Here is a 25,990-nt window from a genome sequence, read left to right as displayed (position 1 = left end):
CTTCAGCTGAGGATCTCGGCCGGTTTGGTCATCGGCCCCCCTGCATCACCGGTGTTGATCGTTCCTGCCGGCTCGAACAGCAGGATCGCGGTCTCCTCGTCCGCCACGGGGCAGTGTTCAATTCCACTGGGAACCACGAACAGCTCGCCAGGCTCCAACACCACAGTGCCGTCTCTGAGCTGAAGGGTGAGACGCCCACTGATGACCAGGAACAATTCATCGGTGTCCTCGTGAGTGTGCCAGACGAACTCTCCCTTCAATTTGGCCAGCTTGACCTCGTAGTCGTTGAGAACAGCCACCTTCTTCTGCGACCACAATTCATTGAACTGCGAAAGCTTTTCAGCGAGGTTGACAGGAGCAGCCGCTGACTTGGACATACGGAATCCTTCCTCAAGGTCAGGCACCGAGAGCGACTCTCGGGCCCTCCAACCGGTGCTTTGAGCCTGCCGCACTCGCGATCCGTGAGTCTTGTACGTTCCTGGCATGTCCGCTGACCGCCCCCGAACGTCCGTCAACGCCTGGAGGCCACCGGTCCCCGGGATCGCCGAGGTCTTCCACGCGCACTTCACCGACCACACGTACCCGGCCCACACCCACGACACGTGGGACCTGATGATCCTCGACGACGGCTCGGTGGACTTCGCGCTCGATCGCCGACGTCACGGGGCGACGGGGAACGCAGGAGTACTCCTGCTGCCTCCGGGCGTCCCCCATGACGGTCGGACGGTCACGGCGTCCGGGTTCCGCAAACGCAACCTCTACCTCGACGACTCCGTACTCCCCCGGCATTTGGCCGGCCACGCAGTGGACACTCCGGTCCTCACCGATGGGTTTTTGCGCTGCCGGATCGATCAGCTGCACACCGCGCTCGCCCACGCCGGAGACGAGTTCGAAGCCGAGTCCCGCCTCTCGTTCATCCGGGAAAGGCTCCACTTCCACCTCGCGGCACTCCAGCCCCGCGCACCAGGGCGAGAGGCAAACCGCCTCGCCACTGAGCTGCGGGAACTACTGGACTCACGGATCCACCCGGGCCTTTCCCTGCAGGAGGCCGCAGCCACCCTGCATGCCCACCCCACCCACTTGATCCGCTGTTTCAAGCAGACATATGGCCTTCCGCCACACACCTATCTCACCGGAAAGCGCATCGACCGAGCACGTCGCCTTCTCCTCGACGGCCACCGGCCCGCCAAGGTCGCCACAGCCGTGGGATTTCACGACCAAGCCCATCTGAACCGGCACTTCACACGTCACGTGGGCACCACTCCCGCGCGGTACCAGCGCACTCGCATCTGAGCAGGTGAGCCGTCGGGCGAACCGCGCCCCCGCTCACAAACCAGGGCCGTAGGACACTATGAGTGCGACTGCCGAAAGGGCCGGCAGGCCGAGACAGTTGATCCAGAACTGGTGCGTCCCCTGCGGCCGGCCCCGCCGTTCGCCGACAGGTCCGCCGCATCAGGATGCGGCGGACCTGCTGACCGAGGACGGGCCAGGGCGCCGGTGCGATGCGGAGGTGGCCCTCCCCTTCATCGTCCAGGGACCGCCCGCACGTGGCCGGTCCCTGGCGTCACCGCCATACGGACCGCAGCTCCCGTACCTCCAGATGCTCGATGCGAGCCGCGCCGCCGTCCGCGAATGCCTGGAGGGCGGTGTCATCGCTGCCGGGGAAGATCTGGTCGGTGAGACAGACCCGGCCGTCCTGGGCGAAGACCTCGACAGACGAGGCGTCCACGAGGATGTGCAGTTGGAGCCTGCCGCCCTCAGGAAGGCTGAGCGGTGCGCGGTGGACGCCGGGGAAGTCATCGTGGAAGGCGATGACGCCGGAGGCTGTGCGGTCCACGTACAGCTCGCCGCTGTCCATGTCGTAGCCGACGCGGGTGCGGTGGCCGTTCCCGACGCGGACCTCCAGGCCGAAGCGCTGAGCGCCGCCTGCCGCGCTGAGCTCGGCCTCGACTTCGTAGCAGAGTCCCGTGTCACGCACCAGGGTCGGCGTGCTGCCCGCCGCTACGTCCTTGCCGTCCAGCCGCGCCAGTGGACGGCCCCGCAGGGCCGCCAGCTCGGCGACCGGCCGCTGGACGAGCACGGCTCCCCCGTCCTCGACCGGGGCGCTGGTCAGAGCGAGTTCGCGCGGGAAGCTCATGGCGCTGCGCCAGGGTTGGGTGGGGATGCGCTCGCCGTACTGCCAGTTGTTCATCCAGGCGACGAGGACGCGGCGGCCACCGGGGACGTCGTTGTAGGTGACTCCGGCGTAGAAGTCGGCGCCGTGGTCGAGCCAGCGGACGTCGGGGCCGCCGGTGTCGGCGGTGAAGGTGGTGCCGTCGAAGTCGCCGAGGAAATACTGGCCCGCTGAACCCCCAGCGGGGCCCCCGGGGTTGAGATTGACGATCAGAACCCAGCGACTGCCGCCACCGTCGACGGGGAGCTCGAACAGGTCGGGGCACTCCCATATCCCACCGGTCGCGCCGGTCGGGCCGAAGTCGCTCAGGTGGGTCCATTCCTTGAGGTCGGGAGAGGAGTAGAGCTGGACCTTGTACGCGGTGGAAAGGGCGAGGACCATCACCCAGCGGCTTGTGGGGGCGTGCCAGAAGACCTTCGGGTCACGGAAGTTGGCCGACGCGATGTCCAGAACGGGGTTGCCGTCGTACTTCGCCCAGCTTCTGCCACCGTCCGTACTGAAGGCCAGGGATTGCCGCTGGCCGCTGCCGTCCTTCAGGTGGCTGGTGTAAATGGCGACGAGCGGAGGGTTGTCGGCGGTGCCCAGGCCACTGGTGTTGTCGTGGTCGAAGACGGCACTGCCGGAGAAGATCATCTCTGTGTCGTCGTGCAGGAGGGCGACATCCAGCTCACGCCAGTGCGTCAGATCCTTGCTCACGGCGTGGCCCCAGGACATGTTGCCCCAGGTGTCGCCGTCCGGGTTGTACTGGAAGAAGAGGTGGTAGGTGCCGTCGTGATACAGCAGCCCGTTGGGGTCGTTCATCCAGTTGCGTGCCGGTGAGAAGTGCAGTTGAGGGCGGTAGAGCTCGTCGTACCCAGCGGCTGTCGCGGCGGCCGAAGTGGCGGATGCGGTCGGGACGTTCGCGGTCGCGTGTGCCGGGCCGGTGCCCCACGTCCCCAGTGTGCCCGCGCCGATCAGGCCGCATGAGGTGGTGAGGACGCGGCGGCGGCTGAGGGCCGAGCGGCCCTGCGTCAGGTCCGGGGCGGGGGTCGGGGCGAGGGCGTTGCGGTCGATGTGCGGGCTGTCGTCGGACAAGGCGGCTCTCCTCCGGAGCGGTGCGGCGCGCGCAAGGCGCACCGCACTGGTGACAGGGTGCTGGCAGTGACAGCGCCTGCCGCATCAACGGTCCCCGACAGACCGGACAACGGTGGCAAAGGCGCTCTTGAACTGCGGCCGCTGCCGACGAGCGCGGTCGCATCACACGGAGGGTGCCCGCGGGGTGGGCGAGCACGACTCCGAGGGACTGTAAGTGACCGTGAGCGGGGTGTCCAGAGACAAGTCATGCCCGAGCCAAGTCGCTTGGTTTCGTGAGTCGTTGAAGGCATGACTCATGGGGGGGCCGCCGGGAGGGCGGCGGTTGGTCAGCCCGGCAGCGGAGCCCCGTATCCGCAGCCGCACGACTCCCCGTGCACGAGAGTCGGCTCCAACAGGACGGTCTGCCGCGCCCCGTCCGGATCGGCTATGCGCTCGACGAGCAGCCGCACCGCCGTCGCACCGATCTGTTCAAGAGGCTGTGCGATGGCCGTGAGGGCGGGCTCGATGAGGTCGGCCCATGCGAAGTGGTCGAACGCGCAGAGCGCCAGGTCGCGTGGCACCTTTCGCCCCATCCGGCGCAGGCCGCGCAGGACTCCGATGGTCATGTGGTTGTTGCCGACCACCAGGGCCGTCGGGGGGCGCTCGATCGCGAGGAGTTGCTCGACGGCCTGCTGGGCGACATGCGCCTGAGCGTTCCCGGAGACGACCAGCTCGTCCGATGCCTCCAGGCCGCGCCGCTCCATTCCGCGCCGCCATCCCCGTACGCGCTCGGACGTGGTGCGCACGCCCCTGCGCCCGGAGATCATGCCGATCCGGGTGTGCCCGCAGTCCGCGAGGTGGTCGACCAGACGGGCCGTGGCCTCGACATTGGCGGTGCCGACCTGGTCGAAGGCGGGGCTGGCGCAGCGGTCGAGGAGGACGGTGGGCAGTCGGGCGTCCTTGAGGTAGCGCAGGGCCGCACCGCGCGCGCCCGTGGCCGTGGCGAGCAACAGGCCGTCGACGCGGCGCTGGTGCAGGTTCTGGACGATGCGGAGTTCTTCGGCGGGGTCGTCGTGGGTGTCGGCCATCAGCAGGGTGTAGCCGGCCGCGCGGGCGGTGGCGTCGATGCTGGAGAGCAGCTCGGCGAAGTGGAGGTTGGCGACCGTGGAGACGGCCAGGCCCAGGGTCTGGGTGCTGGAGGTCGCCAGGGAGCGGGCGATGGAATTGCCGGCGTAGCTGGTGGCGCGGATGGCTTCGAGGACCTCGGCGCGGGTCTCCTCCTTCACGAAGCGCGTGCCGTTGATGACGTGGGACACCGTCGAGACGGAAACCCCGGCCCGAAGTGCGACGTCGGCCATGGTTGCCATGCGCTGCCTCTCCTCACTGTGCCGCCCGTCCCGGGATGGTACGTGACCGCCCATCCGTACAAGCGCTTGCGCAACCGCTTGCGCAAATCCGCGCGACGGGCCACCATGCGTGGCTGAAGGTCGCTCCCCGACCAGGCTCCCAACGCGCCACATGCCGCGGAAGCCCGCAGCGACCGCTGAGGCACCGCCGCCACGCCGCCACCCGGCCCGGCTGTGAATGCCGCGATCCACGCACGGCAAAAGAACGCCGACGTACAGCACGGCGCCCGTACCCGACCAGCGCCGGAGAAGCGCTCTGGGGCCTGTCGGGCCTGCCCGCCGCCGCGCGAGCCGACGCATCGCGGTGGCGGGTGCCCCTCAGGCACAGGCCGCCGGGTGGCTGTCGGGCCGCTCAGCAGCCAGGGCGCCGATGAGCGCATCGACCCCGCACCGGGCCGGCTTCTCCCGCCGCATCACAGAAAGAGCCGCCATGCCGCACATTCCCCCTGCCTCCGAACGCCACGCCCCACCCGAGAAGCCGTCCCCCGCCGCGGCCCGTCGCGCCGTCCTCGGCGCCTCGGCCGTCGCCGCGCTCGGCGGCTTCCTCTTCGGCTACGACAGCGGGATCATCTCCTCCGCCCTGCTCTTCATCACGCCGGAATTCGATCTCTCCTCCGGAATGCAGCAGGTCACGGTGGCCTCGTTGCTGCTCGGCGCGATCGTCGGCGTCCTGGTCAGCGGCGCAGTCACCGACGCGATCGGGCGCCGCGGGGCGCTGCTCGGCTCCGCCGTCATCTTCACCCTCGGTGCCACCGGATCGGCCGCCGCGCCCGACGTCGCCACCCTCATCGGCGCCCGGTTCGTCCTCGGTATGGCGATCGGCGCCTCCTCGCTCGCCGTCCCCGCCTACATCGCGGAGATCGCCCCGAAACACAGTCGCGGACGGCTCGTCTCGCTCCAGCAGCTCATGATCACGGTCGGCATCTTCGTCTCGTACCTCGTCGGCTACGCCTTCGACGGCACACAGGGCTGGCGCTGGATGCTCGGTCTGGGGTGCGTACCCGCCCTCGCCATGCTCGCCGGGGTCTACCGCCTCTCCGAGAGCCCGCGCTGGCTCCTCAACCGCGGGCGACGCGACGAGGCCCGTGCCGTTCTGCTGCGCACCCGCACCCCTGAGGACGCCGACGAAGAGCTGCGCGAGATCGAATCACTCACCGCGCAGGAATCCCGCACCCGCTACCGCGACCTGCTGCGCCCGGCCATGCGCCCGGCGATCCTGCTCGGCGTGGTCGTCGCGGCGACCAACCAGCTCGTCGGCGTCAACGCCGTCATCTACTACGCCCCGACCATGCTCCAGCAGGCCGGCTTCGGCAGCTCGGCCGCGATCCTCTCCTCGATCGGCATCGGCCTGGTGAACATGGTGCTCACCGGGATCGCGCTGCTGCTCGTCGACCGCGTCGGACGCCGTCCGCTGCTGCTCGGCGGGACGGCCGTCGTCGTCCTCGCCCTCGTCCTGCTCGGCGCGCTCTACCTCGGCAACAGCGGGAGGCCCGCGTCCGGCGCGATGCTGGTGGCAGGTCTGTGCCTCTACATCGGCGCGTTCGCGCCCAGCCTGGGGCTGGCCATCTGGCTCATCAACAGCGAGATCTTCCCGACCGCGGTGCGCGGAAAGGCCTCCTCGTTCGGCAACGTCACGCACTGGGGCCTGGACTTCGTCATCTCCCTGACCGTCCTCACCACCATCAGCGCCCTCACTCCCACCGGGCTCTTCTGGATCTACGCAGCCTTCGGCGTCCTCGGCCTCCTCTACCTGCACCGCAAGCTGCCGGAGACCAAGGGCCGCAGCCTGGAGGACATCGCGGGCGAGCTGCGGAACCGTAAGCAGGCGACTTCCGGAACCGACGCATCCGCTGCTGCTGACGCGTCGGCCGAAGCGCCGACGGGGCCGGTGCGCTGACTGATACCGAGTCCTGGCGCACTCAAGGACCCGCGCCGCGGTTTCACCTGGGACGCCCCGCCACCCGCTCGCCCACGGGGCGGGAGGCGGGGCCACTCCCCCGGGCGAAGGTAGGTGCACCACCATGCCGCTCAAAGCGACGGGCCCGTCCGGGTCTGGTCAGCGGGCCCGGTCCCCCGCCCATTCCCCGTCCTCCGCCCATTCCGTGACGGTGAATTCATCGCCCACCGCCAGCTTCCCGGTCCTGATGACGGAGAATTTCGAGCCGAAGGCCACACCGCCCTCGGGCACCCGTCGGTAGGAGGCGAATGTCCGCAGTGGCTCCGGTCCGGCCTTGGCGCCGGTCTCCTGATCGACCATGGTCACGGCGCAGCGGATGGCGAGCTTGGCGAACCCCAGCTCCGTGTCTGCCACCTCGGCCCGACGCACCCGGTCCTCGGTGAGCGGCTCGTGCCACCCGTCCAGCACCATGTTCGGCCGAAAACGGCTCATCGGCATCGGTGGCTTTCCCGCTGCCGCAAGCCGCTCGTTGAGGTCGTTGAAGGTGGCCAGGGAAAGGACGTGCAGCGGACTGCTGTCGGCGTAACCCGAGGTGCCTGGAGTGAGGCCCTCGACCATTCGGTTGTGCTCCGGTGGTACGCGCACCAGCCGGCAGTCCGTCCCGAGTGCCTCGGACAGCCAGCCGGCTGCGGCGTCCCCTTGGTCGATGCCGAGGAACGGTGCGCCGAACAGATCGACGTCCCTCCGGGGCGAGGTGGTGTCCACCTCGATGTGCACCGACTCAACTCCCCTCTTCCTCAGGATGAGTTGGGCCCCGTCGGAGCTGACCTCGGGCCGGATCACCGCCAGCAGCGGATCCTTGCGCTGGGTGCGGTAGACCCCCCGTTCGTCAACGACCATGAAGCTTCGGTCGTGCGGGAGACCGGCCGGGGTGAGGTCGGCCTCCGCCAGCGGGACCCCGGCACACCCTTTGACGGGGTACGTCATCAGCTCGGAAACTATGGGCATGTCCACACCTTATGATCGCGAGCGGTGAGAGACGGTCGCTTCGGCCACTGGACGAACCATGCTCCAAACGGAGTTCGCGCAGGGAGACCGTGGCACGCGCAACAAGCCGCCAGGAGGCGTCAAATGCGGGATTGAGAAGATGAGCCGAATACCATGCCGCGGTTGGGCGAACATGGCTGACTCTGGCATTCGGTCTGGGCTGCTTCCTGGTCCTGGCATGCGCTGTCATTGCCGGCGTGCTCGGATTCCTCGGGCCCTCCGACGTGTCGCCCTTCGTCGCCGATTGATCCCTGAGCGGTACTCAGCGCCCCTTCCCCCTCTGCAAGCTACCCCGTCGCGGCCAGAGGGAGCCATGGACCTTCGAGGGGCTCGGCCCACGGCATCTGGGCAGGTGGGGCAGCGTCCGCGTTGCTCCGGGCGGACGGATAGCCTGGGCCCGTCAGCGAAGATCGCAGAAGGGTGGAGCACATGGCAGACATCGTGGAGACGGCGGCGCGGAAGGTCTTCGAGCGCTACGACGTCGACGGGGACGGCCTGGTCACCGCGGACGAATACCGAAAGGTCGTGGCGGAGCTGGAGGGCTCGGAGATCACCCAGGCGCAGGCCCAGGAGCTGATCGACTCGCTCGACACCAACGGCGATCGCCAGATGTCCTTCGAGGAGTTCTGGGCGGCCATGAATGGCTGACACAGCCGGGTCCGGCACATGAACCTGCCGGACCCGGTCCGTCATCACATCGGCTCCAGGGTGTGGCGGACCTGTCCCGGCGACCCCTGAGACATGCGGCCGACACCCGTGAATCTCCTTGCCGAAGCCCTGGCCGAGTGGGTAGAACATGCGCGACTACGAGGTCATCGTCTACGCGACGGCTGATCCTCGTACCGGCATCAAGCCGTCCTACCTGCGGTATCTCTTCCGGTACTGCGTTGACGCCAGGCGTGAGACGTCAGTACCGACGGAGACCTGGCTGGTCTCCTTGGACGACCGGCTCATCGACCCCGAAAGCGGTGCGGACCTCGACGGATACGTCTGGGGCGTGAAGTGGCACGGACCGAGTACACCCTCACGGAGCCGGGCCGAGCCCTGCGAGCGACAGTCGACGGAATGTGCGACTGGACCCACCGGTACCTCGGCCATTTCGAGACCGCCCGGCTCCGCTTCGACGCCTGACGGCAGGCTCGCTCGTATTCCCAGCAATCATTCGTCCAGGGTTCATTCGGGCAGTTCTTCGGCCGGCCCACAACGACGCTCGGTGTCTATCCGGGCACCGTCACCCCTCGACATCCGTCAAGCGCTTGGCCGAGCGCGATGGGTATGTGACGGGTATGGGTAGACGCAGATGATGTCTCCGGCGTCGTCGAGAACCGTGAACGTGAAGCCGGGCCGCTTCTCGAAGTGGCCCCTATGACGTTTCAGGTCACGCAGGTTCGCAACGGTTCCGGAGCCGAATTCGTCAACCACCGGACAGGGAGAGGAGACCGTATCCAGAAGGACAACGGGGGTCAGGGCGGGACTCACTTGTCGACGTGGTGTTGGAGTACGTCGCAGGTGTACTGGAATTCCTCCATGAGGCGGGTGGCCTCGATGACGAGGACTCCGTACGGGCGGGCCGGGTCGGCAAGTGGCAGGCCGTCCTTCTCGGCCTGTTCGCTCACGCGGCGACGGCACTTCTGTGCCTCGTCCGCCAGCCGGCACAGCTGTGGAGCCTGCTCGTTCAGCTTGTCCTCGTCGAGGGCGGCGAATACCCGGGTGATCTCGGAGATGGACTCCACGAAGTCTGCATAGCAGTTCAGGAACGAGCGGTAGTTGTGGTGGTCCTCCTGCTCGTTCTTGCTGCATTGATCCAAACTGCGCGTGAGCGATGCCACCTGATACAGCGTCCGTTCCAATGCTTCCAGGACGGCGCCGTACCCCTGGAAACTGGTGCGGCCGCGGTGTCGGCGCAGGAGGCGGCGCGGGTTGTAGTGGATGCTTTCCTGGGCTGTGCGCAGGCCGGTCCGGGCCTGGGTGATCAGTTCTCCGGTCTGGTCCGCCCGCTCCCGCCAGCGCCCGGTGCTGTCCTCGTCGAGTTCGCCTTCGCGCAGTGCCGGATACATGTCGCCGACCAGGTCGCACAGCGCGTGGGCGAGGGAGCGGATCCCGTGTTCGGCCCCGCGAAGCCTGAGCGGTGGGAAGACGGTGACGTTCACCAGAACGCCGACACCGCACCCGATGAGGACCAGCAGGATGATCTGCCCGAGCTGGGTGATCTTGTCGAGGTCGGAGGTCGCGGAGACATATGTGGAGAACGCGAAGAACGCCGCAGTGGCCACCTGAGAGCCCTGCGAGCCGAGGGCCGGCCACCGTCCGATGGTGAGCGCGACCAAGGCCACCAGAGCGAAGGTCAGCAGGTCAGGGCCACCCAGAAAGCCGAGAGCGGCCTGCACGGCCACTCCCACGGCAACGGCCCCCACATAGCGCGAGGACTGCAGCAACGACTGATAAACCGTCACCTGCATGATGAGCACCGCGGAGAAGGGTGCGAATGCCGGCGACTGAGCATTGAGGACGTTGTAGGAGAGCACCCAGGCGAGCGTGGCGGCGACCGTACTTTTCCCGATCAGCAGCACCGTGTGGCGCTCATGCCCCTCGGAGCCCCATGCCCGCCGCCACCACTGAGCAGCCCGGGCAAGCCGCCCCTGCTGAGCCGAATCCACTCGCAGCTCACCTGCTGCACCGCTCACATCGCTCTCCCACCTGTCGAAACCGCACCTCGCGAATGTTCCTCGTACGACGCTTGCCGGCCACTGCACACAAAGCACGGGCGGCAGACAGCGACGTAACGGCATACGAACACAGGCACGCAAAGCCCGGAACGGGAAACACCGGCCGTCGCCAGGGTGCCTACGTACGGGTGGGTCCCAGCGATTCTTCTGGGACCCACCTGTGAGGTACGTGTACGAAACTCAATCCTTAAGGGCGTCCTTGGCCTTTTCCTTGGCCTCGCGGAGGTCTCCCTTGGATTCCTTCGCCGAGCCTTCAGCGGCGGCACTTTCGTTTCCGACCGCGCGCCCTGCTTCCTTCTCGACCTTACCGGCGGTCTGCTCGGTCTTGGCCTTGGCCTTTTCACTGGCACTCATGATGTGGTCCCTTCTTAGGTGACATTCCGCAGGTGCCCCCTGATCCTCCCGGAAAACCGATCCCGATCCGGAACGGTGCGGAAGTGGCCCGGAGTGCGCTGTGGTTGGTGGCTTCCCCGGGGGACAGCGCAGCTCCGGGCACGGGTTCATGTGCCCGCAATGAGAAAAGCAATGCCGGTGTCATGGTCGGCGCCGCCCGCCTCGTCGGCTGTGAGGCGGCTGATGGACACCCAGCACCTCGTCGTCGACGGCTACACGGGTGTGCTCAGCGGCACGAGCTGATGGTCAAGGCAGGATCTCGACGTACCCGTCGGTTCCGTGTACGCGGATTCGCTGCCCGTCCCGGATGAGCCGGGTGGCCTGCTCCACGCCCACGACGGCCGGCAAGCCGTACTCCCGAGCGATGACCGCACCATGGGTCATCTGGCCGCCCACCTCTGTCACCAGGCCCGCGATCCCGACGAACAGCGGCGACCAGCTGGGGTCCGTGAAGGTCGTGACCAGGATGTCGCCCGCTTCGAGATCGGCGTCCGCCATGTCAAGGATGACGCGGGCCCTTCCCTCGATCGTCCCGGCGGAAACCGGGAGGCCGATCAGAGCGCCGTCCGGTACGTCATCGCGCCGGTACGCCCCGGTCACGGCCTCACCATCCGAGGTGAGCACCCGGGGCGGTGTGAGCGCGTGGTACGCCCGGAACGCCTCCTTGCGCCGCTGGATGAGCTGGTCGTCCACCTGGCTCGTGCGCACGACGTCGTGGAATTCCTGGAACGTGAGGTAGAAGATGTCCTCCTTCTCAGGAAGCACGTCGGCCCGCACCAGCCGCTCGGCCTCCTCCAGCAGGGCCTGCTTGTAGACGAAATAGCGGCTGACGATGCCGTACTTCGGGTACTCCCGGTACCCGATGAAGCTCCTGACCTGGTCGATCATCCGCTTGGTCTCGTCGGCTTTCCGGTCACCGTCCGGCAGGGCCCGCAAGCGCGACAGCACGTCCTGTTCCTTCTTCTGCGCCCTCTGCCGCCCTTGCTCGAAGCGCCGCTCGGCGGCGCCGGGCTCGAAGTTCCTGACGTTGTCGAGGATCACGGGCGCGAGCGTGGTGGGGCGCTCGCGCCAACGCGGCCTCGTGATGTCGATCTCGCCGACGCAGCGCATGCCGTACCGGTCGAGGTAGGCCTCGATCGCGTCGCGCGCTTCGGCCCCGGCCGGGAGCTTCGCCAGCTCGTCCAGAAGGGCTTCGTCCTCGACCGACTCGACGCCCTGAAGGAACGCCACCACTTCCGACCGCGGGCGGATCACGTCCGCGACATCGAGCAGCGCCAGTCCCATCTCCGACGTGATGTTGTCGGGGGCGGACAGCGTGAGCGTGTCAGCCGCGTTCTTCTCGCCCAGCCACTCCTGCAGCTTGTCGTTGAGCCACCACGTGGCCTCCATCCCCGCCATGATCGCCTGAAGGTTCAGCGGATCACCGAGGACTCGCTTGTGCTCCTCGAAGGCCTCCAGCAGGAACTCGAACAGCGCCGTTCCGGTCTTCGTCCGGATGTCGCGCTGCAGGACGGCGATGGACGCCTGGCTGCGCTCGATCAGCTCGGTGACGATGGCGGGATCGGCCTCGACCGGGGCGGACGCACCACCGGCCGGCGGCCCGCCGGGACCCGCATCCGGGAGCGAAGGGACGAAGCCCTCGCGGTCGAGGACGGTCTCCAGCGCGTCCCTGACCAGCGGATCGCCTTTCCCCATGATGTCCAGGAGGCCGGCGCGGCTCGCGGGCGAGGCCAGGCGCCGGGTGACGTCGACGAACAGCCTCCCGCCGGCCTCGTGCATCGGCACCATGGCCGTCAGCTGCCACATGGAAAACCCCAGGGGCTTCATGGGGTCGGTCATCATCTGCTGATGACCGACGGAGACGTAGACGTGATTCTCCTGGTCGCCGATCTCGGGGATGGGGAACAGCGTCGTGATCGGCCGGCTCTGAACGATCTGGAAGCCGTCATCGACCAGGCACCATTCGATGTCCTGCGGGCTGCCGAAGTGCGCTTCGATCCGCCGCCCGAGCTGTACGAGCCGCACGACCTGCGCATCCGTCAGCGCAGGCTGCTCCTGCCGCTGCGCGTCGATCGCCACTTCCTGCGTACCGCCGGCCGGCAGGGCGTGCAGGGCACGCTGTTTGGCGGCGATCGTCTTGGCGACGACTTCGCCGTCGCGCACCTTGAAGACGTCCGGGTTCACCAGGCCGGAGACCAGGGCCTCGCCGAGGCCGAAGCCGGCGTCCACGGTGGCGACCTTCCGGTTGCCCGTGACGGGGTCGGCCGTGAACAGGATGCCGGCCGCATGCGGGAACACCATCTGCTGCACGACCACGGCCATGTGGACCGTACGGTGATCGATGCCGTTCCGCCGGCGGTAGGTCACCGCCCGCTCGGTGAACAGCGAAGCCCAGCACCGGCTGACGTGCTGGAGGACCGCCGCCGGCCCCACGACGTTCAGGTACGTGTCCTGCTGGCCGGCGAAGGAGGCCGTCGGCAGGTCCTCCGCCGTCGCGCTGGATCGGACGGCGTAGGCGGCTTGCTCACCGAGCTGGACGAGCGCGCGGGTGATCGGCGCCGCGAGATCGCCCGGGATGGTGATCCCCTCGATGGTCTGGCGAATCTGCGCGCTGAGCGTGCGGATCGCCTCCCGGTCGTCCGCATTCACCCGCGACAACTGATCGAGCAGATCGTCGATCGACGGGGCTTCCGCCATGATCCGCCGGAAGGCGTCCGTCGTGACGCAAAAGCCACCCGGCACGCGGACGCCTTCGATCCGCGACAGCCCGCCCAGGTGCGCACCCTTGCCGCCGACGACCGCGACCTGCGTCTCGTTGACCTCTTGAAGATCCAACACGTACTGCTCAGTCATCGCGATGCCTCCGAGGCAGCCGTGCTCCGTTGTACTGCGGTGGCCGATCGAATCACCGGCACCTCCCACTCTTTCGAACCCCTTGTCGAGCACGTCCCCATCCCTGGTTGCCTTCCCTCTGACGAGCCGGCCGGTCGCTCCGCACCGTCGGGCCGCGCGCACCCCCGCGCCTTCGCGCCTGGCACCCGCAACTGCACTGCCGGTCCCACCACTGCTTCGACGTCACCGCGTCCCTCATACGTCGACAGCAACACACGCACGTCGTGCCCCCCCATTTCCGCTGCTTGTGGCATCGGCCGATGATTCTGCGCCGTGACCCGGGTCTTGCGGCAAGCCCCCCAGTGCGCTATATCTTGATAGTGGCAAGGAGAGGGCTCTCCTTGCCTTTGCTTTTTTCCGCATCCAAGGGAGCCGGCAAGCTTCTCGCGAAACGGGTGGCGCGCCGCGTACGCCCGGTCGGCAAGGCCCGAACGTCGAGCGCGCAGCCACCTCCCCTAGGCCTTCGCGCCACGCGAGTGTTGAGCTCGGATCGTGGCCCGGCTGTCCCGCCGCACCGACCAGATCCTCCTCCTGCGCCTCGTGGCCTCATGCTTTCGCCAGGCTTGGTCTCCGGCCCATGAGCCGGTACCCTAAGAGTGCCTCTGACCAGCAAAAATGAGGGTCGAGAGGGACTCTACGAAGGGCTCCAGCTCAGAGCGCGCGGTCACGCACACGCCTCCGTAAGCTCGTAGTGACAGGTGCCTTGGACCGTGCTGCGACGGTCTCGGAGGTGACAGCCATGCGCGCCTCGTTGTACAGCTGTCGGTGAACTCGTCGGACTCCGCCGAGGACCGCCGCCACAGGGCAGCGTCCCTGGTCCGCGGCCGAGCGGGCGACGATCTGGTGGTGCTTCCGGAGCTCTGGACGGCAGGCGCCTGGGCATATGACCGCTGGGAGCGCGACGCCGAAGGGATCGAAGGCCCCACTGCCGAGGTCATGTCCGCCGCTGCTCGTGAGGCTGATGCATGGCTCCATGCCGGATCGATCGTCGAACGGGACACGAACGGGACGCTGTACAACTCAGTCCTCCTCTTCGACCGGGCCGGCGTCCTGCGCGGGCACTATCGCAAGATCCACCGATACGGCTTCGACACCGGCGAGGCGACCATGATGGGCGGGGGCCGCGACATCGTCACCGTGTCCACCGACTTCGGTGTGATCGGCCTTGCGATCTGCTACGACCTCCGCTTCCCCGAACTCTTCCGGGGCCTGCTCGACGCGGGCGCGGAGCTGATCGTGGTGCCCGCCGCATGGCCCGCGGCCCGTCTGTGCCATTGGCAGCTGCTCACGCGCACGCGAGCCCTTGAGGAGCAGGTCTTCCTCCTTGCCTGTGACGCGGTGGGTACCCACGGCGGTATGCAGCAGGCAGGCCACAGCACGGTCGTCGACGCTTTCGGAGGAGGTGGTGACGGCGGACTTCGACGTCGCCCACGTCGCCCGGATCCGCTCCGAGCTTCCGGTTCTGCGCGACCGTGTCCTCGCCATCGAAGCCCCCCATGGACGCCGCGGCGGGTGAACCACCGCGGGCGTGGCAATCGTGGAGTGCTCGCGCATGCCCGCAACTGCTCCGACAGCTCCCCGGGTCCCGGGCTCGTGCCCTCGCCTACGCCGCCTGGCTGTGGCTGCTCGGCGCCGACATCGACGTCCACCTCAACCGCCCCCTTTCTCCGCGTCTTCCTCGACGCCTACGGATTCCCGGGGAGCACCGTCGGGGATTCGGAGGCCGCATCATGGCCCGTGTCGAGGACGAGCGCGTCTTCCATGCCCGCGCCGGACGCGTCGGAGGCCCGGCTCCTGGCTGCGCCGCGAAATCGAGTGGCTCAAGCACCACGCCGACGCCATCAACCAGGACTGGAAAACGGCAGCTGACGGGGTGGCATGAGCAGGTCCTCGAACCATGGGCAGGAGGCCGGTACGACCGACACCGTGGCAGGGCTGCCGGCACCGCTTACGACGGTTCCGTTGCTGCCGAGGCCGTCTGACTTCTCGTTCTGCGAGGGCTTCTTGGCATCATCTCGGTATGGCCCCAGCTCTTCCCCGCACCATCCGAGCCGTCGATACCGACCAGCTCCTCGAACTGGAACGGGAGGCAGCCGCCTTCGGCTTCAGCCAGCGGCTCCCGGTCGACCGAGGTGCCAGCTGCTGTTGACCGTCAGGACCGGCGAGCAGATCGGGGGCATGCTCGACGTCCTTCCAAACACCTTCGACAAGCTTCCGGAGACCTTGGACGAGGCGTCGAAGAACGACATCGTCAGTCGCATCGAGCGAGCCGTAACCCAGCGCGAGTGGGCGGAACGGGTGACTCCTGGTCCGTCTCCCCCGTGACCGTCCCGGTGTCGGGGAGACCCCTCAGTACGGCGAGCGCTCGCGCCAGGGTCTCCCCCGTGACCGCCATGCGGACACGTGCGAGACGTTCAAGTTCAAGATCCTGCATGCTCGAAGCGTAAGCAGACTCCCCGCCCGCAACCCCCGCAGTGGAAAATTCAACCACTGACGCCGCGGCAACTGCCGACTCCGGAGGCCGTCGAGCAATCGCTTGCCGAGGCGTTGTCCGCAACTCGTGGACGGCATGCAACGGCCGCCGGGGCTGAACCGCGGCGGCCGGAGTCGACGTACTGCTCGTAGCCGTCCGCACGCAACTGAACCGTGAGAAGGCCCAAGTCCCGCGAGCGCGGTGGACAGGGCCGCGAAGGGAGGCTGTGTCATTCCACGCTCAACTTCTCTGGTTATTGCCGTAAGTGACCAGCAGTCGGCCTTGGCGTACGGCAACGGGGGACGATCACTGTCGGAGCGTGGGCATGTGCGCACCGCTCAGATCGGGGCGTGCAGGTCACGAAGGGGCCGCAGTGCTGGACCCTCGGCTTCCCCGGCCTCACAACTCGCCGAACCCATGCGGTTCTTCTCATGTCATCGGGCGAGTGCTTCAGTGTTCTGGCAGGCGATCAAGCGCCCTTGCGCGTCCTCTTGGCCATCACATTGGAGCGGGTCCCGCCCAGTCACGCCGGAACAGGACCCACGGGGCCAAGAAGCTTCACCTTCCACTCACGGCCGTCACATCCACAGCACGCCGTCGTTCTCGTGCTCGCGCACCCGGAACGCAATCATCCGACGCAGCAGGTCGCCCGGCACTGGCTGCCCGTAGGGGAGCTTGACCGAGCCTTTGCCGGTCGCGAAACCGGCGAGGTCGGAGTCGAACGCCTCGCGGGTGCTGAGCGTGAACACGATGTTCGCGTGCTTCGCGTGGCCGCTGAGCATGAGGAGGATCGTCCCGGACGGGTGCACCCACGCGGGATTGCCCCACTTGATTGCCTCGCTCGCTTCCGGGACCGCCTCTTGGACCAGCGCGCGCACCTGCTCAAGCAGCTCGCGGCTCTGCCCGGCGAAGCTGCCGATGTACTCATCGATCGTCTGCGGCTTGCCCATATCTGAAGTGTGGCACGGTCCACCCCAGGCCCGCCGTGGACGGCACGACAGCTGAGGTTGCGCCGATCCGGACCAGAATGTCCAGGCTTCCCGGGTGGCCCGCGACCAGCAGCCCCGCATCGGTCACCGTCCGACGCGGGTGCCGCTTTGGGACGCCATCACTCCGGCGCGGTGGTCTGCTGCAGGCAGCTCTCCACTTGGCGACGCTCGTCGTCCGTGAGCTCGATGGCGTGAAGTTCCGCCTCCCACGCCGCGATCTGGTCCACCTCACCCAAGTCGGTGGACAGTTGCATCAGCGTGGCCAGCGCCAGGGCCCGGTCCACCGCTGATGCCGTCGTGCCATGCCGGCGCAGGCCCGAGGTGACCGCGCGGAATGCGGCCCGGTCGTCGCCCTTGAACTCGCGCAGGATGCGGGCGTTGTCCAGTGCCTTGGCCAGCCCCGTCAAGGTTTTCGACCCGCCGTACTCCAGCTCCGCAGGCTCGTCACGTTGAATGAAGATGATCGAGTTGCCGGACGGGTCGACCAGGGTGAAGCGGGACGCCCCGGGCCGGTAGCGCGTGATCCGTGGCCGCCCGGACGACAGGACCTTGCCGTATGTCCGGCGCATGGCCGCGGTGAAGGACCCGTGATACGGCGCCACGGCATCCACTATGACGAGACAGCCGCCCACGTCCTCGTTGACCGGGTCCACGCCCGCTGGCGGCCTGCCGAAGTGCAGTGCGAAGCCGCTCCACTCCAGAGCCAGATACAGATAGGGCTTGGTCTGCCGGTAGGTGACCTTGAACCCGAGCGCCTGGTAGAACTCCAGGGTTTCCTCCGGCGAAACGCACGCCAGCATCGGCACCAGAGTCTCGTTCGCGCGAACCACGGCCTCGCTCAATGGCTTTCGCCTTCCGTGAGGAGCGGGCGCCCCGCGCACCCGCCGGACGATCCTGGCACTCCTGCCCGGTTCGCGCCTATGGAGACGGCTGCAGCCCCTGACTTCAGGTCAGCAGGACGCTGCCCCAGGTCCCTACATGTCCGGCTCGACTACGTCCTGGGTGAGGCGCCGGCGGCCCCTTCTCGTCCGAGCCGTCGTCGCGCTGCACATAGCCGGCCGTGGAGCAGGGTGCGAGCGCCGACCGCTTGCGGAGCACTCCCGGTCGGCCGCCCCGAAGCCGAGCACGCCACCCTCCGGGGGACCTACCGCCAGCTGGAGCACCGGCGGTCAGAGGGAACAGGCGGCGCTGCCGTCGATGCGCAGCCTCCCCCTGGACGTCACCACAGCCACAGCCACCGCCACCCACCACTGGCGCACCCTGCGCGAACAGGTGTCACGCACGAACACGAGCAGGACCGCTACAAGCCCTCACCCTTCGCCGCGACGACTTCGACGCCCGTTTCCCCGGCCTCCTCGACACCGTTCTCGGCGCCGTCCTCGATGCCACGCTGTCGCCTGTCTCCTCTGCGGGCGGCATCGGACAACCGCTTTGCGAGTCGTCGCCGAGCGCTGAACCGATCGTGCCCCTGCCGTCCGTCCGAGACTCGTGAGAGTGAAATGTGGGTCTATGGGCAACATCTGCCCTCGTCCTGGATAGGAACGGTGTCGGTTCCCGTAACGGCATTTTGCTGCCGGCCCACCCAGGAGGCGATCGTGCCCGTAGACCCGACCGACCCCGCCACCTTCGAGATCGAAACCGATGTAAATGAGTACGGCGTAACCGCTGCCGATGATGCCGACCTGGCGGAGCAGGCGAGAGTGGTGGACTTGGACGAGGACGAGTACCGCTGAGCTCGGCCGAGCCGGGAATCGGGAAGCCCGATTCCCGGCAGTCGATGTCGGTGGCTTCCGCCAGGAGGCCGCCGGTGCGGCGGCCGAGGGCCTGTATCAGTTCTGCCGCAATCCCTCGGCCGCGTACATTCCGCGGCTGCTGCTAAGCGCATCGGTTACCCGGCGTCGAAGAGCGGGCAGCGTAAGCGGGCGGTGACCGGCGATCCGTCGAGACGGGAGTTGCCGGGTGCCGACTTTCCCTGGGGCGAATGCGGGTGCACAACAGGCAGGCGAACGCCCTGTTTTCGAAGCCCGGCTTCGACGGCACCAACCACTGCGTACGCACCGCATTCCCCCGCAATTACCGGCGCGCGGGAGCTCGATTCTCCCGATTCCCTCTACCCTGGCATGGCTCTGGTCTGCCGCTGTCGCGGAGACAGGGAAGCTGAGGGATTCGAACTTCCGGATCATCGTTCGGCGAACCCCTCACACAACCCGCCGTACGCCGCTCGCTTACTTCCGTAAGCAGCAGGCATCGGGTTGCACCCACGCCGCAGCGATTCGCGCCGGTTCTTCGTGAAGCTATCCGGAATATTTGATACCGCCTCCCATGTGAGGCATCCGATTCCAGTTGACACTCCGTGCCATTTAGTCGGCTTTGCACTGTTTCAGCGAAAGAAATCGGCCATCCCCCACTCGCGGCCCCGACCACCCGAACCGCCCTTCAACGTGCGCCCGGAACAACTCGGTCAGCCGATGAGGCCAGTTTCCACCGTCGCCCGGGCGCTCACGCGGGAGTCTCACCGACAACGGCATGCATCAACCGTGCGTAATGATTCGGCCAAAGGTTTTCGACCACCTCGAGAAATAGGCCGCCGCCGGTACGCTCGATCCGCCCATGGAAAGTTATCGGCCTCATGTCGACGAGGACAATTACATCCGGGCTGCCGCCGTGGAGGTAATTTCCCTGGCGCATGGCAGACCACCTTTCACCCGAGACCTGCCGGCCATGAAACCGGGACCGCAGGCGCGTACAACGTTGCCCGCGCCCCTGTAACAAAGGGAGAGACCAATGACCACCCCCCCTTATGACGCGACGACTTCTGAAGAGAGGTTTCAGGAGTTCCCTCTGACCGAGATCCAGTACGCGTACTGGGTCGGCCGGGGACCCAACTTCGTTCTGGGCAACGTGGCCCCGCACGCCTACTTCGAACTGGAAGGGCGCAGGCTGGACCTCGACCGGCTCACCCATGCCTGGTGTCGGCTCATATCGCGCCACGACATGCTCCGGGCCGTCGTGGCGGAGGACGGCCGGCAACGCGTCCTGGAGAAGGTCCCGGACTTCCGGATTCGATGTACCGATGTGCGCTCGCTGCCCGCGGACGAAGCGAAGCGCACCCTCGAGGGCATCCGGGACGAGATGTCACATCATGTCTACACCGCCGCGGACTGGCCCCTGTTCGACATCCGGCTCACCCGTCTCGCCGACCATGACCGCGTCCACATCAGCCTCGACCTGCTGATGGTCGACCTCGCCAGCATCACTCTGCTCTTCAGCGAGTGGAGTGCCCTGTACCTCGACCCCGAGCACCAGCTCCTCCCGGTCGACGTGACCTTCCGCGACTACGCGCTGGCGCTGGAACGGGGCAGCCAGGACCCGCGCCACCAGAAGGCACTGGAGTACTGGACAGGCCGGGCACAGACCCTGGCCCCTCCGCCGGACCTCCCGCTCGCCAAGTCCCCGGTGAGTGTGCACAAGCCCCGCTTCTCACACCGTGAGTTCCACCTCCCCGAGGCGGAATGGCAGCGCCTTCAGGAACGCTGTGAGGACCGCGGGCTGACGCCGACCGCCGTGCTGGCGACGGTCTTCTCCGAAGTGCTGGCGGCCTGGAGCGGGACCCGGCGCTTCACCCTCAATCTCACGCTGTTCAACCGGCTGCCGCTGCTGCTGACCGAGAACGAAACCGGTCACCGCAGCCTGCACCCCCACCTGCGCCGGGTGGTCGGCGACTTCACCTCGATCTGTCTGCTGGAGATGGACGCCAGCGGCGGCAGGCCACTCGAAAAGCGCGTCAACACCACGCAGCTGCAGCTCCAGCGCGATCTGCGCCACCGTCATGTCAGTGCCCTTCAGACGTTGCGCGAACGCCGTCGCCTCGGGCTGCAGGACGGGTTCGAGACGATGCCCGTGGTGTTCACCAGCGGGCTGGGCACCGCCGCCGACGTCTCGCAGGCCATGGACAGCTTCGGTGACATCTCCTACCGCATCAGCCAGACCCCGCAGGTATGGCTCGACCACCAGGTGGTCGACATCACCGGGTCGCTCAACCTGACGTGGGACTGCGTGGAGGAGCTCTTCCCCGAAGGGCTCCTGGACGACATGTTCGCCACGTACTGCGGCATGGTCGAGCGGCTGGCCTGCGACGATTCGATGTGGGAGAAGGAGCTGCGCGTCACGCTGCCGGCCCGGCAGCTGACCGGCCGCGAGCAGGCCAACGACACCGCAGGCCCCGCACCCGCCGGGCTGCTCCACGAACCGCTGCTGGACGTGGCCGCCCGCCACCCGGACCGCCCCGCCGTGCTCAGCGACGCCGGCACCCTGACTTACGGCGAGCTGGCCGAACAGGCGCACACCATCGCCGGGCGCATCACCGAGCATGCCGACGACAGCGAACTGCGGGACCGGCTGGTGGGCATCACCCTGCACAAGGGGCCCGCACAGGTCGCCGCCGCGTACGGCACGATGATGGCCGGCGCCGCCTACCTCCCCGTCAGCGCCGCACTCCCGCTGCAGCGCCGCGCGCGCATCCTGGAAGACGGCAAGGCCCTGGCGGTCGTCACGGACAAGGCGCTGGAGAAGGGGCTGGACTGGCCCCAGGAAGTGCCGCGCATCCCCGCCGGCCCGGATCACGGTCATGCCCCGTCCGTCGACGCGTCCAGGCGCCCGTCGGGGCCGGCGCATCCGGAGGATCTGGCATACGTCATCTACACCTCCGGGTCGACCGGGGCGCCCAAGGGCGTGATGATCGAGCACCAGGCCGCGCTCAATACCGTCATCGACATCAACGAGCGGTTCGGTGTCGGCCCCGGGGACTTCGTCTTCGGCCTGGCGGACCTCAGCTTCGACCTCTCCGTCTACGACCTGTTCGGCACCTTCGCGGCAGGGGCCACGCTGGTGCTGCCCGACCAGGACCTGCGATCCGACCCCGCTCACTGGGCGAAGGTCATGGCCACCTACGGCACGACCGTCTGGAACTCGGTACCTGCGCAGATGCAGATGCTGGTCGAGCACCTCGAAATGGGAGGTGACATCCCCGAGGGGCTGCGTCTTGTGATGCTGAGCGGCGACTGGGTTCCGGTCGATCTGCCCGACCGCATCCGCGCGTTGTGGCCCGATGCCGAGGTCGTCAGCCTGGGTGGCGCCACCGAGGCGTCGATCTGGTCCATTCACCACCGGGTGGGCGAGAGCGAACAGAGCGCCAAGAGCGTGCCGTACGGGGTACCGCTGCGCAACCAGACCTTCCACGTCCTGGACGCCCATCTCGACCCCTGCCCGGTGTGGACCGCAGGTGAGCTCCACATCGGAGGCGTGGGCCTGGCCCGCGGGTACTGGGCGGACGAGGAGCGGACGGCGGCGAGTTTCATCCGGCACCCACTCACCGGTGAACGGCTCTACCGGACCGGCGACTTCGGCCGCTATCTGCCGGACGGCACGATCGAGTTCCTGGGGCGCCAGGACGGTCAGGTCAAGATCAACGGTCACCGGGTCGAGCTGGGCGAGATCGAAGCGACGCTCGGCCGCCACCCCGGCGTCGACAGCGCCGTGGTCGTGAAGGCGCCCGACGACGGTGGTGCGTCCCGCCTGCTCGGGTATGTCGTGCCGTCGGACGACGACAGCTCGCTGTTCGTGACCGAGCATGCGGACCACGAGGTCAGCGAGGGCCAGTGGCAGGCGCTGCGCGACACCGCCGGGATGCCGGCCCCCGGGCCGGAACCCGAGGCGCTGCGGACCGCCTGGGACGTACTCAACGACGTCCACGCCGTCGCCACCGCGACCGCCTTCCGCTCCTTCGGGCTGCCCCACTCCCCCGGTGCGCCGTTCGACCCCGCGGAGCTACGCGGTGCCGGCATCGCCCCGCGCTACGAGCGATGGCTCGCGCGCGCGGTGGGTTCCCTGGAACAGGCCGGCTATCTGCGCCGGAAACCGGCGGGTCTTGAGGTGGCACGCGAACTTCCCACCGCCGTCCCCCCGGAACTGGCACAGCGGACCCGGACCGTGCTCAAGGACGTCCTGGACATTCCCGAGGATGTCAGCGACTGGATGCTCTCCCTCGCCGGCGACCTGGCAGGCGTGCTGACCCAGAGCATCCACTCCGCCGAGCTGTACGCCTCCGACCGCACCCCCGGCATCTACGAGAAGCTGTTCGGCCCGACGTACGCGACCGCGACCGCGGCCGTACGGAACATGGTGGCGAGCCGGCCCGCCGACCTGCCCCTGAACGTGCTGGAAGTCGGCTCCGGTTACGGCTCGCTGACGCAGCATCTGCTGCCTCTGCTGCCGCCCGACCGCACCGAATACGTCTTCACGGACATCTCCCGCTACTTCACCGACCGGGCGCAGTCCGCCTTCGAGGACTTCCCGTTCGTGCGCTACGAGCTGTTCGACCTCGACCAGCCGGCCGCGACCCAGGGCTTCGAGAACCAATCCGCCGACCTGGTCATCGCCGCGAGCGTGCTGCACGACATGCGCCAGGTCCGACGCACGCTGCGCAGTCTGCGCTCCGTGATGGCGCCGGGAGGCGTCCTGCTGCTGGTCGAGCAGACCACGTTCCATCCCTGGTTCGACCTGGTCATGGGCCTTCAGCAGGGCTTCGACAACTTCGAGGACACGGATTTGCGTACCGAGCACTGTCTGCTGGACCGCAGCCAGTGGCAGCGGGAGCTGGCGGCTGCCGGGTTCGCCGACACGGCGGTGATCACCACCGCCGGCGGGCCGGGCTCGGTGGGCTTCGACGTGATCGTCGCCCAGGGCCCCGACATCGGCCGCCGGTTCGCCCCCGAGGAGCTGCGTTCCTTCGCCGCCGAGCACCTGGCCAAGTACATGGTGCCCGCACAGCTTCTCGCGCTGAGCGAGCTTCCGCTCAGCAGCACCGGGAAGGTGGACCGCAAGGCCCTGATCAAGGCGGGAGCACGCAGTTCGATGCGTAACCGGCCGGCCAGACCTCCGCGTACCGACCGGCAGTTCAAGCTGGTCGAGATCTGGCGGGAGGTTCTGGGGCTGAAGAGTGTGGACATGGCCGACGACTTCCTCGAAGCGGGCGGCGACTCGCTGCTCGCGGCGCGTCTGGCGGCCAATCTGCAGTCGGCGTTCGAGGTCACCGTGCCGGTCGGGACGATTCTGCAGCACACGACGGTCGAGGCGCTCGATACGTACTTGGAGCAACTGCTCGGCCCGTCCGAGCTGATGCCGGAGGAGAAGTGATGACCGCCGCAGGAGAAGCGATGACCGAGAATCCCCCGTTGACCCATGAGCGGATCGTGCGCTGGTTCGTCGATTTCCTGGCGGAGACCCTCGACACGTCCCCGGAGTCGATCGACCCGACGGCTCCGCTGGACCAGTTGGGCGCCGACTCGGCGACCGTCCTGGTGATCTGCGCCAGACTCCGTGAGGACCTGGGCGCACGGGTGCGCCCCAAGGACGTCCTCCAGCACTTCACGGCCGACGGGGTGGCCCGGTATCTGGCCGGATCCGTTCCGGCGAAGGGGTGAGGCAATCATGCAGACAGCTGCACTTCCCCGCTGGCTGGTGAGCGGGGCACCGCGGCCGGCCGCCCCCAAGCTCTACTGCTTCGCGCACGGCGGCGGTTCGGCCGCGGAGTACCTCCGGTGGGCCCGGAACCTGCCGGGTGCCGAATTGCACGCCGTACAGCTGCCGGGCCGTGGAACGCGCCTCAGCGAACCGGTGTTCACCTCGATGGACACACTCGTCGATGGCGTGCTTGCCCACGTGCCGCTCGGCACGGCCCCCTACGCCTTCTTCGGGCACAGCCTGGGTTCGCTCATCGCGTACGAAGTCACCCGGGCGCTGCGCACCGCGGACCGCCCACTGCCCGCGTGCCTCGTGGTCTCCGGCTATCCGGCGCCCCATCTGCCGTACACCTCACAGGAGTTGCACACGCTGCCGGACGACGACCTGATCGAGGCCGTCTCACGGATCCACGGCGGCATTCCCGAAGAGGTGCTGGCCTCGGCGGAACTGCGGGAGCTGACGGCCACCGCGCTGCGTGCGGACTACCGGATCCTGGAGACCTACGCCTGGCGCGCAAGCGAGCCGTTGTCGCTGCCGATCACGGTGTTCGGCGGTCTCGCGGACCATGTCACCGCCGAACAGCTCCAGGCATGGCAGGAGCTCACGACGGGCGAGGTCACCGTTCGGCAGTTCCCCGGTGACCACTTCTATCTGCGTGAGCAACCCGCCCCTGTCCTGCGGTCGCTCGCCGGCGCGCTCCGGACGGCCCCCACGAAGGAGAGGAGGGCGCCGTGCTGACCTTCGCCGCCGCTTCGCTGGTCCTGGTCATGATCCCCGGCCCGGACCAGGCCCTGATCACCCGCAACGCCCTGGCCGGTGGACGGGCCGCCGGGCTGCTCACGATGGTGGGTGGAGCCCTCGGGCTGAGCGTTCATGTGGCGGCGGCGGTGCTGGGAATCTCCACCCTGCTGGTCGCCTCGGCGACGGCGTTCACCGTCCTGAAGGTCGTGGGCGCCGGGTATCTGGTGTGGATGGGCATCGCGACCTTCCTGAGCGCGCGTCGCACCATGGCGCAGAAGGCGGAGGACGGTGGCCAGGAGGGCGCGAAGCTGGACACGAAGTATCTGCGGCACGGCTTCCTGTCCAACTCGCTCAATCCCAAGGTCGCCCTGTTCTTCGTGACCTTCCTGCCGCAGTTCCTCCCTGCGGGCCACAACATCTTCCCCAGGGCGCTGCTGTTGTCACTGGCGTTCGCGGTGATCTACCTGTTGTGGTTCAGCCTGTACGTGATCACGGTCGACCAGTTCGGCAAGGTGCTGCGGCGGCCGCGGGTGCGAGCCCGGATCGAGCAGGCGACCGGGATCCTGCTCATCGGCTTCGCGGCGCGACTGGCCTTCCAGTCACCGTGAGCCGGAAAGGCGGGCTGCCCGGCATGCGGTGACGCCGCAGACCGTGGCGGTTCACGACGGACACAGAGGGT

Annotated in this window: 17 protein-coding genes and 3 pseudogenes; 11 read left to right on the top strand and 9 right to left on the bottom strand. The window is 67.9% G+C overall.

Features of this window, described 5'->3' with window-relative positions; translation table 11 throughout:
• Positions 1-2 precede the first annotated feature (2 nt).
• Positions 3-377, bottom strand: a complete 375-nt coding sequence (locus tag ACGFZW_RS16410) for a cupin domain-containing protein (RefSeq protein WP_393893797.1) — start codon at positions 375-377, stop codon at positions 3-5.
• A 106-nt stretch (positions 378-483) separates the two neighbouring features.
• Between ACGFZW_RS16410 and ACGFZW_RS16405 the strand changes: the two genes are divergently transcribed.
• Positions 484-1,293, top strand: coding sequence for an AraC family transcriptional regulator (locus tag ACGFZW_RS16405; protein WP_393893796.1), 810 nt, complete (start codon positions 484-486; stop codon positions 1,291-1,293).
• A gap of 271 nt (positions 1,294-1,564) precedes the next feature.
• Here the strand turns inward: ACGFZW_RS16405 and ACGFZW_RS16400 are convergent, their stop codons facing one another.
• Complete coding sequence (locus ACGFZW_RS16400; RefSeq protein WP_393893795.1) at positions 1,565-3,247, bottom strand: glycoside hydrolase family 32 protein; 1,683 nt, start codon at positions 3,245-3,247, stop codon at positions 1,565-1,567.
• Between the two features lie 326 nt (positions 3,248-3,573).
• Positions 3,574-4,593, bottom strand: coding sequence for a LacI family DNA-binding transcriptional regulator (locus ACGFZW_RS16395; RefSeq protein ID WP_393893794.1), 1,020 nt, complete (start codon positions 4,591-4,593; stop codon positions 3,574-3,576).
• Between the two features lie 409 nt (positions 4,594-5,002).
• Here ACGFZW_RS16395 and ACGFZW_RS16390 point away from each other — a divergent pair, with 409 nt between their 5' ends.
• Positions 5,003-6,529, top strand: a complete 1,527-nt coding sequence (locus tag ACGFZW_RS16390; RefSeq protein ID WP_393893793.1) for a sugar porter family MFS transporter — start codon at positions 5,003-5,005, stop codon at positions 6,527-6,529.
• 159 nt (positions 6,530-6,688) lie between these two features.
• On the opposite strand, the gene ACGFZW_RS16385 is transcribed toward ACGFZW_RS16390, so the two are convergent.
• Positions 6,689-7,537, bottom strand: a complete 849-nt coding sequence (locus ACGFZW_RS16385; RefSeq protein ID WP_393893792.1) for an MOSC domain-containing protein — start codon at positions 7,535-7,537, stop codon at positions 6,689-6,691.
• Between the two features lie 468 nt (positions 7,538-8,005).
• Here ACGFZW_RS16385 and ACGFZW_RS16380 point away from each other — a divergent pair, with 468 nt between their 5' ends.
• Both ACGFZW_RS16380 and ACGFZW_RS16375 read left to right on the top strand, forming a co-directional pair.
• Positions 8,006-8,224 carry an EF-hand domain-containing protein gene (locus ACGFZW_RS16380; protein ID WP_393893791.1) on the top strand — a complete coding sequence of 73 codons (219 nt, stop codon included), beginning with the start codon at positions 8,006-8,008 and terminating at the stop codon, positions 8,222-8,224.
• Between the two features lie 360 nt (positions 8,225-8,584).
• Positions 8,585-8,707: pseudogene (locus ACGFZW_RS16375) on the top strand (winged helix-turn-helix transcriptional regulator); the annotation flags it as partial.
• 344 nt (positions 8,708-9,051) lie between these two features.
• Here ACGFZW_RS16375 and ACGFZW_RS16370 read toward each other — a convergent pair.
• From ACGFZW_RS16370 to rph, 3 genes are all read right to left on the bottom strand, one after another.
• On the bottom strand, positions 9,052-10,260 hold the full coding sequence (locus tag ACGFZW_RS16370) for an aromatic acid exporter family protein (RefSeq protein WP_393893790.1): 1,209 nt from the start codon (positions 10,258-10,260) through the stop codon (positions 9,052-9,054).
• A 222-nt stretch (positions 10,261-10,482) separates the two neighbouring features.
• Positions 10,483-10,656, bottom strand: coding sequence for a CsbD family protein (locus ACGFZW_RS16365; protein ID WP_393893789.1), 174 nt, complete (start codon positions 10,654-10,656; stop codon positions 10,483-10,485).
• 285 nt (positions 10,657-10,941) lie between these two features.
• Positions 10,942-13,548, bottom strand: a complete 2,607-nt coding sequence (gene rph, locus ACGFZW_RS16360) for a rifamycin-inactivating phosphotransferase (protein WP_393893788.1) — start codon at positions 13,546-13,548, stop codon at positions 10,942-10,944.
• Between the two features lie 804 nt (positions 13,549-14,352).
• Between rph and ACGFZW_RS16355 the strand changes: the two are divergent.
• Both ACGFZW_RS16355 and ACGFZW_RS16350 read left to right on the top strand, forming a co-directional pair.
• Positions 14,353-15,103: pseudogene (locus tag ACGFZW_RS16355) on the top strand (nitrilase-related carbon-nitrogen hydrolase).
• Positions 15,104-15,607: 504 nt separating this feature from the next.
• Positions 15,608-15,912 (top strand): annotated as a pseudogene (locus ACGFZW_RS16350) (hypothetical protein).
• Positions 15,913-16,638: 726 nt separating this feature from the next.
• Here the strand turns inward: ACGFZW_RS16350 and ACGFZW_RS16345 are convergent.
• Both ACGFZW_RS16345 and ACGFZW_RS16340 read right to left on the bottom strand, forming a co-directional pair.
• The gene (locus tag ACGFZW_RS16345; RefSeq protein ID WP_393893787.1) at positions 16,639-17,010 is read right to left on the bottom strand and encodes an iron chaperone; all 372 of its coding nucleotides are present in this window, start codon (positions 17,008-17,010) and stop codon (positions 16,639-16,641) included.
• Positions 17,011-17,168: 158 nt separating this feature from the next.
• Positions 17,169-17,891 (bottom strand): glyoxalase, encoded by a 723-nt coding sequence (locus tag ACGFZW_RS16340; protein ID WP_393893786.1) that lies wholly within the window; start codon positions 17,889-17,891, stop codon positions 17,169-17,171.
• Positions 17,892-18,644: 753 nt separating this feature from the next.
• Here ACGFZW_RS16340 and ACGFZW_RS16335 point away from each other — a divergent pair.
• The 5 genes from ACGFZW_RS16335 (at position 18,645) to ACGFZW_RS16315 (ending at position 25,919) form a co-directional block, all read left to right on the top strand.
• Positions 18,645-18,782: a hypothetical protein gene (locus tag ACGFZW_RS16335; protein ID WP_393893785.1), complete on the top strand. Its 138-nt coding sequence runs from the start codon at positions 18,645-18,647 to the stop codon at positions 18,780-18,782.
• A gap of 1,051 nt (positions 18,783-19,833) precedes the next feature.
• Complete coding sequence (locus ACGFZW_RS16330; RefSeq protein WP_393893784.1) at positions 19,834-24,243, top strand: amino acid adenylation domain-containing protein; 4,410 nt, start codon at positions 19,834-19,836, stop codon at positions 24,241-24,243.
• Positions 24,244-24,263: 20 nt separating this feature from the next.
• On the top strand, positions 24,264-24,530 hold the full coding sequence (locus tag ACGFZW_RS16325) for an acyl carrier protein (RefSeq protein ID WP_393893783.1): 267 nt from the start codon (positions 24,264-24,266) through the stop codon (positions 24,528-24,530).
• Positions 24,531-24,537: 7 nt separating this feature from the next.
• Positions 24,538-25,308, top strand: coding sequence for a thioesterase II family protein (locus tag ACGFZW_RS16320; protein ID WP_393893782.1), 771 nt, complete (start codon positions 24,538-24,540; stop codon positions 25,306-25,308).
• Positions 25,302-25,919, top strand: a complete 618-nt coding sequence (locus tag ACGFZW_RS16315) for a LysE family translocator (RefSeq protein ID WP_393893781.1) — start codon at positions 25,302-25,304, stop codon at positions 25,917-25,919. Before ACGFZW_RS16320 ends, ACGFZW_RS16315 begins: the two co-directional genes overlap by 7 nt.
• The last annotated feature ends 71 nt before the right edge of the window (positions 25,920-25,990 follow it).

Source organism: Streptomyces sp. NPDC048248, from assembly GCF_043201875.1.
Lineage (GTDB): Bacteria > Actinomycetota > Actinomycetes > Streptomycetales > Streptomycetaceae > Streptomyces.
The sequence above is the reverse complement of the archived record's forward strand: the minus strand, read 5'-3'. Positions and strand labels throughout refer to the sequence as shown.